The 16,973-nt window shown below is 65.9% G+C and carries 15 protein-coding genes; 11 read left to right on the top strand and 4 right to left on the bottom strand.

Annotated elements, in window-relative coordinates; all coding sequences use genetic code 11:
* Positions 1-12 precede the first annotated feature (12 nt).
* Positions 13-1,299: a S8 family serine peptidase gene (locus tag MLGJGCBP_RS15000; RefSeq protein ID WP_160096545.1), complete on the bottom strand. Its 1,287-nt coding sequence runs from the start codon at positions 1,297-1,299 to the stop codon at positions 13-15.
* A gap of 197 nt (positions 1,300-1,496) precedes the next feature.
* Positions 1,497-1,922, bottom strand: coding sequence for a hypothetical protein (locus tag MLGJGCBP_RS14995; protein ID WP_160096543.1), 426 nt, complete (start codon positions 1,920-1,922; stop codon positions 1,497-1,499).
* Between the two features lie 289 nt (positions 1,923-2,211).
* On the opposite strand from MLGJGCBP_RS14995, the gene MLGJGCBP_RS14990 reads away from it, so the two are divergent.
* Positions 2,212-4,830, top strand: a complete 2,619-nt coding sequence (locus tag MLGJGCBP_RS14990) for a helix-turn-helix transcriptional regulator (RefSeq protein ID WP_160096541.1) — start codon at positions 2,212-2,214, stop codon at positions 4,828-4,830.
* A 91-nt stretch (positions 4,831-4,921) separates the two neighbouring features.
* Here the strand turns inward: MLGJGCBP_RS14990 and MLGJGCBP_RS14985 are convergent, their stop codons facing one another.
* Entirely contained in the window at positions 4,922-6,241 is a 1,320-nt protein-coding gene (locus MLGJGCBP_RS14985; protein ID WP_160096539.1) for an HNH endonuclease signature motif containing protein, read from the bottom strand.
* A gap of 113 nt (positions 6,242-6,354) precedes the next feature.
* On the opposite strand from MLGJGCBP_RS14985, the gene MLGJGCBP_RS14980 reads away from it, so the two are divergent.
* Positions 6,355-6,858 carry a hypothetical protein gene (locus tag MLGJGCBP_RS14980; RefSeq protein ID WP_160096537.1) on the top strand — a complete coding sequence of 168 codons (504 nt, stop codon included), beginning with the start codon at positions 6,355-6,357 and terminating at the stop codon, positions 6,856-6,858.
* On the opposite strand, the gene MLGJGCBP_RS14975 is transcribed toward MLGJGCBP_RS14980, so the two are convergent.
* Positions 6,842-7,240, bottom strand: coding sequence for a hypothetical protein (locus MLGJGCBP_RS14975; RefSeq protein ID WP_160096535.1), 399 nt, complete (start codon positions 7,238-7,240; stop codon positions 6,842-6,844). The genes MLGJGCBP_RS14980 and MLGJGCBP_RS14975 overlap by 17 nt on opposite strands.
* 348 nt (positions 7,241-7,588) lie before the next feature.
* Here MLGJGCBP_RS14975 and MLGJGCBP_RS14970 point away from each other — a divergent pair, with 348 nt between their 5' ends.
* From MLGJGCBP_RS14970 to MLGJGCBP_RS14930, 9 genes are all read left to right on the top strand, one after another.
* On the top strand, positions 7,589-9,421 hold the full coding sequence (locus MLGJGCBP_RS14970; protein WP_160096534.1) for an MFS transporter: 1,833 nt from the start codon (positions 7,589-7,591) through the stop codon (positions 9,419-9,421).
* A 146-nt stretch (positions 9,422-9,567) separates the two neighbouring features.
* Complete coding sequence (locus tag MLGJGCBP_RS14965; protein WP_236581101.1) at positions 9,568-10,365, top strand: DUF4352 domain-containing protein; 798 nt, start codon at positions 9,568-9,570, stop codon at positions 10,363-10,365.
* A 195-nt stretch (positions 10,366-10,560) separates the two neighbouring features.
* On the top strand, positions 10,561-10,992 hold the full coding sequence (locus MLGJGCBP_RS14960) for a nitroreductase/quinone reductase family protein (protein WP_160096532.1): 432 nt from the start codon (positions 10,561-10,563) through the stop codon (positions 10,990-10,992).
* Positions 10,993-11,116: 124 nt separating this feature from the next.
* Positions 11,117-12,586: a family 43 glycosylhydrolase gene (locus MLGJGCBP_RS14955; RefSeq protein WP_268960746.1), complete on the top strand. Its 1,470-nt coding sequence runs from the start codon at positions 11,117-11,119 to the stop codon at positions 12,584-12,586.
* Between the two features lie 184 nt (positions 12,587-12,770).
* A complete protein-coding gene (locus MLGJGCBP_RS14950) occupies positions 12,771-14,195 on the top strand; it encodes an NAD(P)/FAD-dependent oxidoreductase (RefSeq protein ID WP_160096530.1) in 1,425 nt (474 codons plus the stop codon).
* Positions 14,192-14,569 carry a cupin domain-containing protein gene (locus MLGJGCBP_RS14945; protein ID WP_160096528.1) on the top strand — a complete coding sequence of 126 codons (378 nt, stop codon included), beginning with the start codon at positions 14,192-14,194 and terminating at the stop codon, positions 14,567-14,569. The genes MLGJGCBP_RS14950 and MLGJGCBP_RS14945 overlap by 4 nt, the downstream gene beginning before the upstream one ends.
* A gap of 76 nt (positions 14,570-14,645) precedes the next feature.
* Positions 14,646-16,169 (top strand): APC family permease, encoded by a 1,524-nt coding sequence (locus tag MLGJGCBP_RS14940; protein ID WP_160096526.1) that lies wholly within the window; start codon positions 14,646-14,648, stop codon positions 16,167-16,169.
* Between the two features lie 88 nt (positions 16,170-16,257).
* Positions 16,258-16,719 (top strand): Lrp/AsnC family transcriptional regulator, encoded by a 462-nt coding sequence (locus MLGJGCBP_RS14935; protein WP_124391986.1) that lies wholly within the window; start codon positions 16,258-16,260, stop codon positions 16,717-16,719.
* Positions 16,716-16,973: aminotransferase class III-fold pyridoxal phosphate-dependent enzyme (locus MLGJGCBP_RS14930; protein ID WP_160096524.1), on the top strand; the 258-nt coding region annotated here is incomplete at its 3' end. The genes MLGJGCBP_RS14935 and MLGJGCBP_RS14930, both read left to right, overlap by 4 nt.

Below are 16,973 nucleotides of genomic sequence, written 5' to 3'. Positions count from 1 at the left end.
TACGTCGAGTCCTCAACCCCCGGATGCCTGGATCAGCCCGGCACCGACATCGAGTGATGGCAACGCGAGCCGCCGGGAATGCTGGGTCAGCAGGGACCACAGGTCGCGGCCGGTGCGCCCGGTCTCTGCGCACCACAGTGCCGCGATACCTGCGACGTGCGGGGTTGCCATGCTCGTTCCGCTCTTCGATCCGTACCGCACGGGCATCGGCACCGACGAGAACACCCCGACACCCGGTCCTGCCACGTCGACCTCACCACCGATGACCGGGTTGCTGGCGGCCGAGAAATTGGCCAGCCCGAGATCGGGGTCGACGGCGGCGACGGCCATGATCGACGGACTGTTGGCGGGTACTCCCACCAGTCCGGGGCGCCCGGCCGCTCTGTTCGCGTTGTTGCCGGCCGCGGCGACGATCAGCACGCCCGCCGCCAGCGCACGCTGCCCCACGGTCTCGTACGCGACGGACACCGTCTCGACGTCGGCACCGAGCGACATCGAGACGATCTGACAACCGTTGGCGATGGCCCACTCGATTCCTGCGAGAATCCCACTGTCCACGCCACGGCCCTGGTCGGAGAGAACCTTCCCGACGAAGATGTCGGCCTTGTGAGCCACTCCGTATCGGCGGGTGCCGGCCGCTGCCGCCGGACCGCAGGCCGTACCGATGCAATGCGTGCCGTGTCCGTGCCCGTCTTGGGGTGCTGCGCCCGGAATGAATGATTGGGCCGTGATGGTGCGACCGTGGAAATCCGGGTGGGTGAGGTCGAGACCGGTGTCGAGGACGGCGATCCTGACACCGCGCCCACTGCACGTCGAGGTCGTGGTGCGGGTCGCGTGCAGGCCCCACGTGAACTCCGGCGTATCCAGGAAGTGTTCGGCGTCCTCCACCGCGGCGGCGCCGTTCGTAGGCCATGCGACCCCTGCGACGGTGTCTTCGCTGTCCAGTGCATGGTGCACCAACTCGGGTTCAACGGAGAGGACCGCGACGTCCGGTGCGGCAGCGGCGGCGCGGAGAGCCTCCAATTGGTCGGGATCTGCAGCGATCACGGCAATTCCGAGTTCGTCGAACACAACTGCGTCAGCCACTTCAGCCTGTTCGAGATCCATTGCCGAAGAATCGAACTCACCACTTCTCGTCACCGTCGAGACCCCAGTCAAGGACCGTAGGAGTGCCGTGGGATCCGTTCGCCTTCCGTCGTCCGTAAACACCACTACCTGACGGCCTGTCGTTTCGGCCCGCGAATCGGCACTTGGACCTTCGCCGTCCCCGCCCCTGTCGGAATCTTGTCGAAATATCACTGTTCATCCTTCGTCTTGGACCGCGGCACACCCGTTGTCGCGGCAATGTGTTTATTTGCCTTCAGTTTTCGCTCGCTGAGCTCGGCACCTGCAGTACCGGGCGCTACCTCAACGGTCCACCACGCGGTCCAGGAATCCACGAGTGGTGAGCTACCCGGATATCGTCCGGACCGGGGCGACGGGCAGAGTAGTTCGGTTCATGCGACCGCCGAGGTCACGTGGCACCAGTCGACGACGACGGACTTCACCCCGACCGAAGCGATCATCGATCGGACGGGCCCTTCGAGACACAACTGGCTGCCGATGTGCCGCTTGCCGAAGCAATCACACATGCTCGCTGCGGTTCGCAATCCGATCAGGATCTCCGGAGTGGACTCGGATCGGCTGCCCTGGATGAGTAGGGCCTCCTCGTCGACGACGCGGACTGCGATGTCCCGTCCGTCGGCGACATCGCCGATGACCAACGCAAGGTAGTCGACGTCGTCGACGCGGGCTGCGATCAGTCGCGCCGTACCGGTTCCGATCGGCACGGGTTCGTCCAGCACCAGGTTGGTGGATTCGGCTTCGCGGAGTTCGACCCGTCTCGCCGTCCAACTGAAGAAGGGTTCCGGCCGCGCGGTCATGACGTTCTCCTGTAGTTCGACGCAATAACTTTCCGCCATACGCATTCAGCGTGGCCGAGACGTCGGTTAGTCTCGCGCGTAGCGCCCTACTCGAACGCGCGAGACACACCTCCAGTCGAGATCGAAACCGAACACGTGCCCGTGTCGGACTACTCAACCCGTCGATGCTTCTGGAGTATTGCGGCGAAAAGCGACTCCGAGGCTGTATTGCGCTGTTTCGCTGCCTAACTCGCGCCCGATCCTCGTCTCGGTACTGTTTCCGGGGGCGCGAGAATCTAGAATCAGACCTATGGGTCCGGTGTGGCCTCTCGTTCAGCGACAAGTCGAGTTCGACGCGATCACCGCGTCGCTCACGGCTCGGTCCGGAGGATGCGGTGTCGTCCTCACGGGCGATCCCGGCGTCGGCAAGACCACCCTCGCCCGGTTCGCCACCGAGGCGCTGCCCGGTGCAGTGAAGTGGGTGGCGGGCACCGAATCGGCGCGCAGCATCCCGCTCGGTGTGTTCGCCCATCTGGTCGGGGCGTCCACGTCTCGAGATCCGGTCGCGTTTCTGTCCGCTGCGCGGCAGGCACTCCTCGACGACGGCAGAAGTAGTGACCTGGTGGTCGGCGTGGACGACGCACACCTGCTCGATCAGCTCTCGGCGACGTTCCTCCATCAACTCGCACTCGACAGGGCGGTGCGCATCGTCGCCACCGTCCGCAACGGTGAGACGGTGCCCGACGCGATCACGTCGTTGTGGAAAGACGGTCACCTCCTGCGGCTCGAGCTGGCGCCGTTCAGCCGGGAGCAGAGCATCGAGTTGATCGAGTCCGTGCTGGACGGTCCGTTGGAGGGCCTGAGTGCCGACATGATCTGGGAGGCGTCCGGCGGGAACGCGTTGTTCGTCCGGCATCTGGTCGAGGGCGCCCTCGAAGCGGGGACGCTGCGTCGTTCGGGCGGCGTCTGGCAGTTGCGGGGCCGTGCCGCCATCTCGTCCGAGCTCGCATCGCTGTTGGAGCACAGGATCGATCAGATTCCCGCGGACGTGTTGCAGGCGTTGCAGCTGCTCACCTTCTGCGAACCCCTCGATCTGGACACCCTCGGTCAGCTGGCAGGCGAGGACGCGGTGGAGGAAGCCGAGCGACGCGGCCTCGTCAGAATCGTCGAGGACGGGCACCGGCTCGACGTCCGCTACACGCATCCACTGTTCGGTGAGGTGATCCGGCGACGGGTGGGGCGCGCGGCGGGCCGGAGGCTCCGGGGACGGCTCGTGGAGGCCCTGAGCAGCCGCGCGGTGGTCGGACCCTCGAATCGAATTCGCCTGGCCGAGTTGGCCCTGGACAGCGACCGGACCGTCGACCCGGGCCTGCTGGTCACTGCCGCCGAGGATGCAATCGGTTTGGCGAATGTCCCGTTGGGGGAGCGTCTCGCGCGCGCCGCCCTCGACGAGACCGGCGGATTCGAGGCAGCTGACCTCCTGGCCCGGGCGCTGCTGTGGCAGGGCCATGCCACCGAGGCCGAAGCGCTGCTGCTCTCCTTCTCGCCCGACAGCCTGGACCAGGTGCAGCTGGTGCGGTGGGGTACGTCGCGGATCGCGAACCTGTTCTGGGCGAGCGGCAAGTCGGAGAAGGCCGACGAGGTGCTCGCCGTTCTGCGGGAGAAGGTCACGCACCCCAGCCTCGTGCCGATCATCGAGGGAATCGGCTCGGTGTGCGCGGTGTTCGAGAATCGGCCCGAGGAGGCGGCAGCCGCGGCGACGGCGATCCTGTCAGCGGACCGGGTGCTTCCGTGGGCGGTCGAGTGGGCGTTCTTCGGCGGCGGGCTGTCCCTCGCACTGATGGGCCGTGGCGAGTGTGTGCCCGAACTGGCGGCGCGCAGCGCGGCGGTGGCCGATCAAATCGACGGGTTGCTGCGGTTCCCCGCCGGCCACGGCGAAATCCTCGCGCTGACGCTGACCGGAAGTTTCGATGCGGCTCAGCAACGTGCCGACGAGTATCTCTCGCTGGCGTCCAGCGGCCGGTACGTTGCGTGGGGGCTGGCGAACATCCTGGTCGGAACCGTCGAACTTGCCCGCGGTCGGTTCACCGACGCCGCAGGTCGCCTCGAGCAGGCGATCGCCGCCCTCAACGTCGGTGATACCGCCGACGCCATCTCCTGGAGTTTCCCCGCGTATGTCGCGCTCGGCCAGGCGTATGCGGAACTCGGTCGCATTCACGAGGCGGACGGGATCATCACCGAGGCGCAGGCCCGCAACGGCAGGCACGTTGCCGTGTTCTGGCCCCAACTCATGATGTCGCAGGCGTGGCTTGCCGCGGCACGCGGTGAAACGTCACGGGCCGTTGGTCTGTCGCGGTCGGCTGCAGAGTCCGCGTGCACAACCGGACAGTTCGGCATCGAGGCGGTCGCGCTGCACCTCGCTACCCGGTTCGGTGACACCACGACCGCTGCGCGCCTCGCCGAGTTGGCTGGCATCTGCGACGGCCGACTCGTCGACATTGCGGCCATTCATGCGGCGGCAGTCGCGGCGGGTGACGGGCGCGGGGTGGCGTCGGCGGCAGCGGAGTTCGAGGGTATCGGCGCCTTGCCTGATGCGGCCGATGCCTATGCGCGCGCAGCGATTGCCTTTTCGGGTGCCGGTGACAAGCGGCGTTCGATCGAGTGTGCCGCCGCGGCGGAGGCGCTGTCGGCGCGTTGTGACCACATGTCCTCCCCTGCTTTGGTGGAGGCCGCTCATCCGCTTCCGCTGACGAGTCGTGAGCGGGAGGTGGGGTCGATGGTTGCGGCCGGTTTGTCGAATCGGCAGATCGCGGATCGGTTGGTTGTGTCGGTGCGGACGGTGGAGGGCCATATCTACCGGGCGTGTATGAAGCTCGATGTCGCTGATCGCGGTGGGCTTGCGGAGTCGATGGGGACGACGGTGCGGTGATGCTGTGCCCGTTCTCCGGGCACGACGACATGCCGGCTCGGCAACAGGATTCGTCCTGTTGCAGAGTCGGCTATGTGTGAGGCGCCCGGGGTCAGGCGATTAGGGGCCGTGTCCGGTTGTGCGCCGGTATTTGCTTTCGTTCCCAGTCGACTTGCTGCGGCGGGATGAAGGTGGGGTGCCTGTCGGCGCCCATTTCGATTTCCCAGTCGCTGTGATGGAGCAGCCGGTGGTGGAATCCGCAGAGCAGTACCAGGTTGCCCATGTCGGAGGGTCCTCCGGCGGACCAGTGGATGATGTGGTGGCCTTCGCACCACGATGGCGGCGCACCGCATCCGGGGAATGCACATCCTCGATCTCTTGCCACCAGTGCTTTTCGCTGTCGTCTGGTGACGGTTCGGGTGGACATGCCGAGGTCGAGTGGCGCTCCGTTGTCGTCGAGCACGATCGGTGTGTAGATCGAGTCGCAAGTGAGGAGCCGCGCTGTCCGGAGACTCAGTGGCCCCATCCACTCGGTCCATGCCACGCCGTCCACGTCGAAGAGTGTGCCGTCGGATGCTGCGGCCGCGGCCTGCTGCCCTCGTTCACCGTTCGCGTTGAGTTCGGCCAGGTCTCGTGCGTTGACGTGGAGTGAGACGTGTGGTCGTTCCCCGCCTTCTTCTCCGGCGATCCCGGAGTCGAGGTAGCGGCGCAGCAGTTCGGTGAACCCGTCGGCCCTTCGCTGTCCGGGGGTGCGGGTGTCCTTGGTTCCGTCTTGTGCGGGCTGCGGTTTGGATAGTCCGGAGAGAGCGGAGAGCAGCATTTCGCCGGCGACGGCGTCGAGGTCGCCTTTGACGGCGATGCGCCCGTTCAGTGTTTTGCAGGCGTGGAATTCGTTGAGTTCGGTGTCTTCACTGGGCGGCGGGTCGTCGGATTCGAAGATGCGTTCCAGTCTGGCGATGACGGCGCGCAGTGCGTCGGTGTTGGCGGTGGGACCGGTTGCTGCGAACAGCAATGCATTTCGGCAGTCATCCATCGCCTCATCCGGCATGCCCTTGGGCGGCCGTTCGCAGAACTTCATGATTAGCGCTGGGTGCTCCGCTGAAATGTTGGTGTCGAAGTACTGTTCCGCGATTTCCGGCTGGAAACGCAAACCTCTGCCCAGCATCACGATTCGTCCGGCGGCTCCCACCTCGAGCAGTGTCTTGGAGGCCAGCCACATCTTGGCGTTCGGAAACCCCAGAACGTCGACCGTGCAGCGGTGGTCGACGGCGCCGACGAGCTTGACGCGCAGCGCCTCGAGCCGCTGAATCTCGTCCGAGATACGAACGACCGATTCGAGTAGCTCCGTCTCGGCCAGCCGCCACGCATCACCCACCGCGGTTGCCAGAATCTCGTCCGACAGCGCCCCCTGGATATCCTCCCCGATCCCCATACTCAAATCCTAGTTCGAATATCTGTTCGAGTCAACGCTTTTCGGACTGCACGGTACTCATAGAACTCCCGGAACGACAACGAAGCACGCGGACGGGTGGCACGCTTGAGAGCGTGACGACACCTGACCCCACGACCGAAACCCACCACAGTCGTTGGCGCCGTCTGCGTGCGGCGTGGCGGAGGAAGCTCGATCCGAGTGAGCAGTCGGCGGTCGTGTCGTGGGCGGCGTTCACGGCGACGTTTGCCGGGGTGCGGGCGTTGACCCACTGGATCAGGCGTGGGCACGGGCCGGCAGGCGGCGGGATGAGTCTCCACGGCCGCCATTTCCACCATTACAACCTAGGGATCGCCGCGCTGGCTGCCGTCGGGACGGTGGCGGTTCGAGGCTCGGAGAAACAGCGCCGCCATCCGACGGTCCCGATTTCGTACGGCGTCGGCACCGCGCTCATCGTCGACGAACTGGCGTTGCTGCTCGACCTAGAAGACGTCTACTGGGCAAAAGAGGGGCGGACGAGCGTCGACGCCGCCGTGGTCATCATCGGGCTCGGCGGACTGATGACTGCAGGTTTCGAGTTCTGGCCCGCCGCCCAGCGGGCGCTCACGGAGCCGATGTAGACGGCCGCACGCTGGACAACCGGGCGGTCCCCCACGGCTCGATGTCGTAGACGGGGATGCAGTCCAGACCGCGGTCGCGGACCCGCTGCACGGCCGCCGCATCCCTCGGCTCGCAAGTTCCATCGGCTACAGCCTCGGTGACGATCGCGCACACCACGTCGCCGCGGAATTCGCGTACGGGTTTCAGCCCCTGCTCCACCGTCCAGTGCCGCACGGCGGCCCAGTGCGTCACCTCGGTGACGGTGGACGGGTTGCCGATGAACAACACACTCCGCGTCGCGTTCCGTCCTCCCGACGCGGGCGATGCGTGTACCTGAATCTCCGCCTCGGTGCACCACTCGGATGCCAATTCGGCCAGGGTCGTGCTCGCAATCGTCGACATCGTCCTCATCCTGTTGCCGGCCCCCGGATGCATATCATCCTGTCGCGGATCGGGCCCCACGACTGTCCCCCGATCGGGCCGAGAATCGGATGATTCCGCTGTCCCCCGATCGGCCGACGGCGACGTCACAGCGCCTGGGGCTGCGGGGTGGATCGAGACGTCGTATCATCCAAAGTTGATCCACATCGCTCAGCGGAACCATTTGAGCGACATCAATAAACGGACAAACCGGGCATCTCCGACTGGGTCGGCCGAATGTCATCCACAACGAGCGCACACGACAACAGAACACTTTGCTTTCCGATTACTTACTTTTGAAAACTATGAAAGCCCGAGAGGTGAAATTCCTTGGTCTCGCAGACGCAGGAACCTGCCGTCCCCAACGATGAACGCGCCACGACGCTCGACGAACTCGGCCCGCACTACAAGTGGATTGCGTTGTCGAACACCACCCTCGGCATGCTGGTGGCCACGATCAACTCGTCGATCGTGCTGATCGCGCTCCCCGACATCTTCAAAGGCATCCACCTCAACCCGCTCGAACCCGGCAACACGAGCTACCTGCTGTGGATGATGATGGGCTTCCTCGTGGTGACGGCCGTGCTCGTGGTCAGCTTCGGACGCCTCGGCGACATGTTCGGCCGCGCCCGGATGTACAACATGGGCTTCGCCGTCTTCACGATCGCCTCGATCTTCCTGGCCGTGACGTGGTTCGACGGCTCCGAGGCCGCGCTGTGGCTCATCGGGTGGCGCGTCGTCCAGGGTGTGGGTGGGGCCTTCCTGATGGCGAACTCGTCGGCGATCCTCACCGACGCCTTCCCCGCCGATCAGCGTGGGCTCGCGCTCGGCATCAATGGCGTCGCCGCGATCTCCGGATCGTTCCTCGGACTGCTCATCGGCGGCATTCTCGCGCCGATCCACTGGAATCTGATCTTCCTCGTCTCCGTCCCGTTCGGCCTGGTCGGCACGATCTGGGCGTACCTGAAACTCCGCGACACCGGGGTTCGCCGGCACGCCGACATCGACTGGTGGGGCAACATTACGTTCGCCGTCGGACTGATCGCCGTCCTGGTCGGCATCACCTACGGCATCCAGCCGTACGGGTCCTCGTCGATGGGCTGGACCAGTCCGCTGGTGCTCTGGTGCCTCATCGGCGGTGGTGCCGTGCTCGCCGCCTTCTGCGTCGTCGAGACCAGGGTCGTCAATCCCCTCTTCAACCTGCACCTGTTTCAGATCAAGTCGTTCACCTGGGGCAACATCGCCAATCTGGTCGCGTCGCTCGGCCGCGGCGGGCTGCAGTTCATCCTGATTATCTGGCTCCAGGGCATCTGGCTGCCGCAGCACGGCTACGACTACAGCCGCACTCCGCTGTGGGCCGGCATCTACATGCTGCCGATGACCATCGGGTTCCTGATGTCGGCGCCGGTGTCCGGGGTCATCTCCGACAGGTTCGGCACCAAGTGGTTCACCAGCGTCGGCATGTTCATCACCGCGGGAACCTTCGGATTGCTGATCGCCCTGCCGGTCGATTTCGAGTACTGGGCCTTCGCCGCGATTCTGTTGATCAACGGCGTGGGCATGGGCATGTTCTCCGCGCCGAACCGGGCAGAGGTGATGAACAGCCTTCCCTCCGACGCACGTGGCGTCGGCGCCGGCATGATGACGACCTTCCAGAACGCGGCGATGGTGCTGTCGATCGGGTTCTTCTTCAGCCTGATGATCGCCGGACTCAGCTCCAACCTTCCGTCGGCGATGAGCGACGGCCTGATGGCGAACGGGGTGCCCGCGGCGCAGGCCACCCAGATCGCGAACCTGCCCGCCGTTGCCGTCCTGTTCGCCGCGTTCCTCGGCGTCAACCCGATCCAGGAACTGCTCGGCCCGAACCTGTCCGCACTCAGCGAGCAGCAGCAGGCGCACCTGACCGGCCTGGACTTCTTCCCGCAGCTGATCTCGGGACCGTTCGCCGACGGCCTGGCCATGGCATTCGCCTTCGCGATTGTCGCCTGCGTGATCGGCGGAATCGCCTCGCTGCTCACCGGCCCGCAGAAGAAGGCCACACCCGACGAGCCGCACGAGTCGGTCGGCGCGGAACTCGCCGGAATCGCCGGCGAGGCCGGCATCGGCCCGAGCGAACTGGTGTCGGCAAGCGCGGACGATCCGAGGAACCGAGGGGCGCGCTAGCCGGGCATCGGCCCTGAGCAGAACTGGCGGACGTCGCTGCACCTGCCTGCGCGGTCGTCGCGAAGCCATACGGTCCTCATGCAGCCCGTCGGACACGTGCGGCCGGAGCTGTTGCCATTCGGACTTGCCTATTGCTCGGTGGTCGGGTGAAGGGCAAACCCGGCGCCCGCTTACCTGAACCGGCGCTGGGTAACACTGCAACCGAAATCGCGATATGTGATTTGAATCACAACCATCGTCGCGACCAAGGAACCCACATGTCCGATCAACCACCGCCGCCCAACCCTGAACACGAGCCTGGACGGCCGGGATCGTATCCTCCCGGCCAATACTCGTCCGGCCAATACCCGCCTGGGTACCCACCCCACGGGTATTACCAACAACCGCCGCAGAAGAAGCGCCGAATTTGGCCCTGGATTCTGATCGGCGTAGTCGTACTGTTTTTCGGCGGCTGTATTGCGATCATCGCCGGCCTGAGCGGAGGGGACGACGCCACCGTCACCTCGGGCGGCGACGGGGACAGCCAGCCGGCCGACAGCGGATTGACCTTTCCCGGCAAGCAGAGCGGAGACACCGCAGCGAACGCAGGAGACTCGGTCACCCTTGACGACGTCACCACTACGACAACGCCACTGTTCGACACAACCGCGTTCTCGACGCCGTTCCTTTGCACCACAATCACAATCAACAATGGCGGAAGCAGCGCAGCGAGCTTCAACACCTTCGACTGGAAGCTTCAAGATCCTGCGGGCGCTATTCGCAATTCTTCTTTCACCGGGACTGAAAACCAACTGAACTCGGGCGAGGTAGCACCGGGCGGATCTGCCAGCGGCGATGTCTGTTTCGACAATCCGCAGGGCTCGCCTCCCGGACAGTACGTCGTACTCAACGACCCCTCGTTCGTCTTCTCGTCGGATCGAATTGGTTGGATCAACCAACGGTAGGCGCGAATCGCCGCCGTAATCGTGAGCGGCGAGCGAAAATTAATCGATGACGCCGTTGGTGGCGCTCCCGTCCTTCCGGCAACGAACCGTGAGCTGTGATCGTGCCCGACAGGCCGGGCTCGATCACAGCGCCGCACAAGGCGACGCGTTCAAATCGGGGATTACACGGCCGCCGACCCCGTTACGCTGAATTGCATGCCTTCCGACCGCGCGCTCAAGTTCATGAATGCCGCACACCGCGTCCTCCTGCGCGTCACGGGCGGGCGGGTGGGGCGGAGTTTCGGCAAGATGCCGGCGGTGGAGTTGACGACGGTCGGCCGCAAGTCCGGGAAGGTGCACACCGTCATGCTCACCGTGCCGGTGACGGAGGGCGACACCCGCGTCGTGGTGGCGTCACGCGGCGGCGACGACCGCCACCCCGCGTGGTTCCTGAACCTGCAGGCCAATCCAGTGGTCCAACTGTCGGTCCAGGGGCAGCCCGCGCAGTCCATGCGCGCCCGCGTGGCAAACCCCGAGGAGCGGGCCCGGTTGTGGCCGCAGGTGACCGCCGCCTACAAGGGATATGCCGGGTATCAGAAGCGCACGGACCGCGAGATCCCTCTCGTTCTGCTCGAACCCACCGCCTGACACCGGTCACCGCCGGCAGAACACGGTTCGGTTGCAGTCCGGCGCAGTGAGCCGGATCCGCCCTTAACCTCGACCTCACCCTTATAGATTTGCGCATTCCGGGCAGGCGAGGTTTGGGAGCGACGTGAACACTGACGATGCTGCGCTGCACAAATCCGGGCTGCACAGATCCGGATTGCACAGGTCCCATATCCGGCACTCGCCGCGGCGCGGGTGGATCACGGCCGCGCTGACGCTGCTCGTCCTCATGCTTGCGCCGGCGCCGTCTGCCACGGCCGAAGCCATCGTGCAACCGGTGGCCGCCGACCCGAGCGTCCTCCGCGCCTCCGACGGCATGTTCTACATGTACACAACCGCCGACGACTGGGGCGACGGCCAGGGCATGCACAACATGTCGATCTTCAAGTCCGCCGACCTCATGGACTGGATGTACCTCGGCGACGTCTTCCCCGACCGGCCCGCGTGGCATCCGGACGGCAAGCTGGCGTGGGCACCGAACGTCCTCGAAACCGACGGCCACTACAGCCTCTACTACTCGCTCTACGACGAGGCGAATCCCTGCATCGGTCTCGCCACCGCCGACAGTCCCACCGGACCGTGGAACGACCTCGGCCGGCCCGTCTTCTGCGCCCACGACGTCGGCGTCGGCGGCACCATCGACCCGTTCGTGTGGGACGACGGAACGACGAAGACGATGTTCGTCGGCAACTTCCAGGGCGTCCACGCCATCCCGCTCAGCGCCGACGGGACCGCGGCGGCCGGTGAACCCGTCCGGGTCGCCGACGAACGCTTCGAAGGCCCCTACGTCGAATTCCACGACGGCTACTACTACCTGTTCCTCTCGGCCGGCAACTGCTGCAACGGCGCCGACACCGCCTACCGCGTCCTCGTCGGCCGATCCGAATCACTCACCGGGCCGTACCTCGACCGGAAGGGGCAGGACCTGAACGACGGTGGCGGCGCCCTCATCCTCGCCGGCAGCGAACCGTGGGCCGGACCGGGCCACAACACGGTGGTCTCCGACGACGCAGGCGCGGATTGGATCGTGTACCACGCCATTCCGCGCGACAACCGGGATCTGCCCAGCGGGGCCCGGCGTCGCGAAGGGATGATCGACCGGATCGTCTGGGCGAACGGCTGGCCCGAGGTCGGCGACGGTTCACCCGCGTCGACCGGACCGGCGAACCCTGACACGGATCTGCCGGTGCGAGTCACGCTGCGCGCCGACTCCGACACGACGCTGCCCGGGGACGGCGGGACCGTCGACGCCACCATGCTCGTCGAGGCACCCGACGATCGCCCCTACGCGGGCCAGGTGTGGGTGAGCGCCGTGTCGCCCGACAACCGGACCAGCGATCCGTTCTTCGGGCCGATCGACGTCGACCTGCAACCCGGCGAGGTCCTCGAGGAGGCCATCACGTACACGGTCCCGGGTGATGCGGTCGGGGGAACCTACTATGCCTACGCGTTCGCCGGCAGCTACCCCGACGAGACCGTCGAATTCGGCACGATCCACGCCGTCAAGACCGGCGACGAGGCGAGGATCAGCCCGGTCCGCTCGGTGTCGCTGCACCTCGGCAAGCTCGCGCGCTGACGGCGAGCGGTTCGGCTCCAGCCGATCCAGACAACCGATTCGGTTTCCAAAACCGAGATGCACAACGAAATCGGTAACAAATTTCGTCACTGGCTATTGAAATAGTGGCTCCGCCGCGTCAGGATGGTTCACGGTGACGTGCCTCACACGACACCTTCGGTCAGTCCATCGACAAAGGTGCTACATGCAGCAGACAGTGTTCGAGAAGCAACAACCGAACGCCACGGTTGTCGACCATGCGCTCCGGCGCACCCGGTTGGCACCGTTCTGGATCGAGGACGTCGCCGACACCCCCACCTACCTGTCCGCCACGGCCGACGCCGCATACGACCTGGTGGTCGTCGGCGGCGGATACACCGGACTCTGGAGTGCGCTCCTCGCCAAGCAACGCCACCCCGAGTTGTCCGTCGCCCTCGTGGAGGGCGAGACGATCGGGTGGGCCGCCTCCGGTCGTAACGGCGGGTTCGTCGAGGCCAGCCTGACCCACGGCAGCGAGAACGGCCGCCGACGCTGGCCGGAGGAGATCGACACCCTCGAGTCGCTCGGGCTCGAGAACCTCGATGCCATCGAGAAGACCGTCCACACGCTCGGTCTGGACTGCGATTTCGAACGGAACGGCGCCATCTCGGTCGCCATCGCCGACTATCAGGCCGAGGAGGCGCTCGGCACCCCGCCGACCGCCACGACCGCGGTGCTGGACGGGCCCGCGATGCGCGCGCAGGTGAACTCGCCGACGTATCTGGCCGGGGTGTGGGACAAGACGTCCACCGCGCTGGTGCATCCGGCCAAGCTCGCCACCGAACTCGGCCGGGTCTGCTCGGAGCACGGCGTCGAGATCCACGAACACACCAAGGTTCTGGACCTCGTCCGCTCCCGCTCGTCGTCCCGGGTCGGCGTCCGGACGGCGCGCGCAACCCTGTCGGCGGACCGAGTGATCCTGGCAACCAACGCCTTTCCGTCGCTGCTGAAGCGGTACCGGCTGCACACGGTTCCGGTCTACGACTACGTCCTCATGACCGAACCGCTGTCCGACGCCCAGCTCGCGGACGTGGGATGGTCTGCCCGACAGGGCATCGCCGACATGTCCAACCAGTTCCACTACTACCGGCTCACCCGGGACAACAGGATCCTCTGGGGCGGCTACGACGCCATCTACCACTTCGGGCGCGGCTTGAACCACGACCTCGAAGACCGTCCCGAGTCCCACGCGAGGCTCGCACGACACTTCTTCACGACGTTCCCCCAGCTCGAGGGTCTCGAGTTCACCCACCGGTGGGGCGGCGTCATCGACACGTCGACGCGCTTCTGCTCGTTCTTCGGTTCCGCGGCGAAGGGCCGCATCGCCTACGCCGCCGGGTTCACCGGTCTCGGCGTCGGCGCCTCTCGGTTCGCGGCGAACGTCATGCTCGACAGGGTCGCCGGCGAGAAGACGGCCCTGACCGAGTTGGCCCTGGTGAAGGACATGCCCCTCCCCTTCCCGCCGGAGCCGTTGGCGGCGGCGGGCATCAACGCCACCCGCTGGTCGCTCGATCGCGCCGACCACAACGAAGGCCGACGAAATGTCTTCCTCAAGGCCCTCGACGCCGTCGGCCTGGGATTCGATTCGTGACCGCCGTCCGCACCGACGAGTCGTGGCGTTCCGGACCGCACACCGAGGCTCGGACCGCCGATCTCACGTACCACCGCCTGCCCGGCGACCAGGTGGTCGGCGAGGGAGCGCCGATGGTCGGCGAACGAGTGCTCGGCGACTTCGCCGGCGTCACCGTCGGCGTGTGGGAGATCGAGCCCAGCGTCTCGTGCGACGTCGAGATCGACGAGGTGTTCGTGGTGCTCAGCGGCGACGCGACCGTGCAGTTCGAGGACGACACCCCGGATCTCGACCTCGGTCCCGGAAGTGTCGTTCGCGTGCGGGCCGGTCAGAAGACCCGGTGGATCGTGCGCGACACACTGCGGAAGGTTTTCCTCACCGCGCCGACCCCCTAGCCACGAAAACCGCTGCACCCCTTAACCACTTCTGCCCGGGCATTACGCCCCATAGCCACACCGCGAGGGAGTTTGAATGAGCATTGCCGAACCTCCACCCTTGAAGACCCAGACCCCCGATCCGCTCGGCCCCGCGAAGGGGCTCAACAGCGGCGCACTGGGATTGATCGGCAACACGGTGATCGGGCTCTCCTCCGTCGCACCGGCCTACAGCCTCGCCGCGACGCTGGGATACGTCGTGCTCGCGGTCGGCGAGAAGGCGCCGTCGATGTTCCTCGTCGCCTTCATTCCGATGCTGCTCACGGCATTCGCCTACCGCGAGCTGAATCGGGACACCCCGGACTGCGGGACCTCGTTCACGTGGGGCACCAAGGCGTTCGGTCCGTGGGTGGGCTGGATGGCGGGGTGGGGGCTCGCCGTGTCCGCGATCATCGTCCTCGCCAACACCGCGGAGATCGCGGCGATCTACCTGTTCGAGGTGCTCGGGTTGCACGCGGCGGCCGAGTCGCTCGCCGCGAAGGTGCTGCTGGGGTGCTTCTTCATCGCGGCCATGACCTACGTCAGTTTCCGCGGCATCCTCATCAGCGAACGGCTGCAGAACGTCCTGATCGCCGTGCAGTTCGCCGTCCTCATCGGCGTCAGCGTCCTCGCGTTGGCGAAGGTGTTCGGCGGCACCGCCGGCCCGCAGGCCGTCACCCCGCAACTCGACTGGATCATCCCCACCGGCATCTCGATGTCGAGTGCCGCGCAGGCGATCATCCTCTGCATCTTCATCTACTGGGGGTGGGACGCCTGCCTCGCCGTGGGTGAGGAGACGAAGGATTCGGAGCGGACGCCGGGCCGCGCCGCGGTGCTGACGACGGTCATCCTCGTGGCGACGTACGTGCTGGTCGGATACGCGGTCCAGTCGTTCGCCGGGTTCGGCGACACCGGGATCGGGCTGAACAACCCCGAGAACGTCGACGACGTGCTGACCACCCTGGGCGGGCCGGTCGCGGGGCCGGTGGCTGCGTCGTTGCTGCTGCTGACGGTGTCGATCTCCGCGCTGTCCTCCACCCAGACCACCATCCTGCCGACGGCGCGCGGAACGCTGTCGATGGCGGTCTACGAGGCGCTGCCGAAACGGTTCGCGTCCGTGCACCCCCGATACATGACACCCGGCTTCGGAACGCTCGTCATGGGTGCGGCGGCGCTGCTGTTCTACCTGGTGCTGTCGTTCGCCAGTTCCAACGCGTTGCAGGATTCGGTGGCCTCGCTCGGGCTCGCGGTGGCCTTCTACTACGGCATTACCGCCTACGCCTGCGTCTGGTACTTCCGGCGGACCCTGTTCGATTCGACCCGGAATCTGTTCATGCGCGGCATCTTCCCGCTGCTCGGCGCCCTGTGCATGACGTGGGCCTTCGTGCAGAGCGCCGTCGACATGCTGCGTCCCGACTACGGATTCACCGCGTTCGGTCCGTTCGGTGGCGTGTTCGTTCTCGGCGTCGGCATGCTGGTCGTCGGAATCCCCCTCATGTTGGTGTGTTTCGCCACCGGTTCCAAGAACTTCTTCCGCGGACGCACCCTCACCGCCGACACGGAAGTGAAGGTGCCGGAGTGATGAGCGCCGAAGTCACCGGGAAGAGGCGATAGTTTCCGAGATTCCGAGCCGATTGTCTTCGACACAGTGAGCAAGGGAGGATTCGACCATGTCTGAGCAGCCCGCGTCTCTCGATCCCGTGTCCAAGCAGATCATCGAGCAACTTCAAGAGGATGGACGACGGTCGTACGCGGCCATCGGAAAGGTCGTCGGATTGTCGGAAGCGGCTGTACGCCAACGCGTGCAGAAGCTGATCGACACCGGCGTCACCCAGATCGTCGCGGTTACCGACCCCGTGCAGGTGGGATTCTCCCGCCAGGCCATGGTCGGGATCCGCTGCTCGGGAGACGTCACCGAGATCGCCGCCCGGCTCGCCGACGTCGACGCCATCGACTACGTCGTGCTGACGGCAGGCGCCTACGACATCCTGGCCGAGATCGTTTGCGAGAACGACGACCACCTCCTGACCGTGCTCAACAAAGAGATTCGCACCATTCCCGGCGTGCTCGGCACCGAGACGATGGTGTACCTGAAACTTGTCAAACAGCAATATGATTGGGGAACCCGATGACTACGGAAACCACCTCCTCGCGCACAACAGCAGACCTCGAAGCGTCCGCCCGCCGCCACCTGTGGGGGCATTTCTCCCGGCACGGGGAGAACATCACCCCGCCGATCATCACCCGCGGCGACGGCGCCCGCATCTTCGACTCCACCGGCAAGAGTTACCTCGACGGACTGTCCGGGCTGTTCGTCGTCCAGGCCGGGCACGGCCGCCTAGAGCTCGCCGAGGCCGCCGCCAAACAGGCCGAACAACTCGCGTTC

The sequence above is a fragment of the Rhodococcus sp. T7 genome, from assembly GCF_009872365.1.
Classification (GTDB): domain Bacteria; phylum Actinomycetota; class Actinomycetes; order Mycobacteriales; family Mycobacteriaceae; genus Rhodococcus_F.
Note: the sequence above shows the minus strand (reverse complement) of the source record. Positions and strands in the feature narration are given on the sequence as shown.

What these genes read in the sequence shown, in the direction of transcription:
- MLGJGCBP_RS14995 (WP_160096543.1), bottom strand. Translation starts at nt 1,922, where the DNA reads ATGACCGCGCGGCCGGAACCCTTCTTCAGTTGGACGGCGAGACGGGTC.
- MLGJGCBP_RS14990 (WP_160096541.1), top strand. Translation starts at nt 2,212, where the DNA reads ATGGGTCCGGTGTGGCCTCTCGTTCAGCGACAAGTCGAGTTCGACGCG.
- MLGJGCBP_RS14985 (WP_160096539.1), bottom strand. Translation starts at nt 6,241, where the DNA reads ATGGGGATCGGGGAGGATATCCAGGGGGCGCTGTCGGACGAGATTCTG.
- MLGJGCBP_RS14975 (WP_160096535.1), bottom strand. Translation starts at nt 7,240, where the DNA reads ATGTCGACGATTGCGAGCACGACCCTGGCCGAATTGGCATCCGAGTGG.
- MLGJGCBP_RS14960 (WP_160096532.1), top strand. Translation starts at nt 10,561, where the DNA reads ATGCCTTCCGACCGCGCGCTCAAGTTCATGAATGCCGCACACCGCGTC.
- MLGJGCBP_RS14950 (WP_160096530.1), top strand. Translation starts at nt 12,771, where the DNA reads ATGCAGCAGACAGTGTTCGAGAAGCAACAACCGAACGCCACGGTTGTC.
- MLGJGCBP_RS14940 (WP_160096526.1), top strand. Translation starts at nt 14,646, where the DNA reads ATGAGCATTGCCGAACCTCCACCCTTGAAGACCCAGACCCCCGATCCG.
- MLGJGCBP_RS14935 (WP_124391986.1), top strand. Translation starts at nt 16,258, where the DNA reads ATGTCTGAGCAGCCCGCGTCTCTCGATCCCGTGTCCAAGCAGATCATC.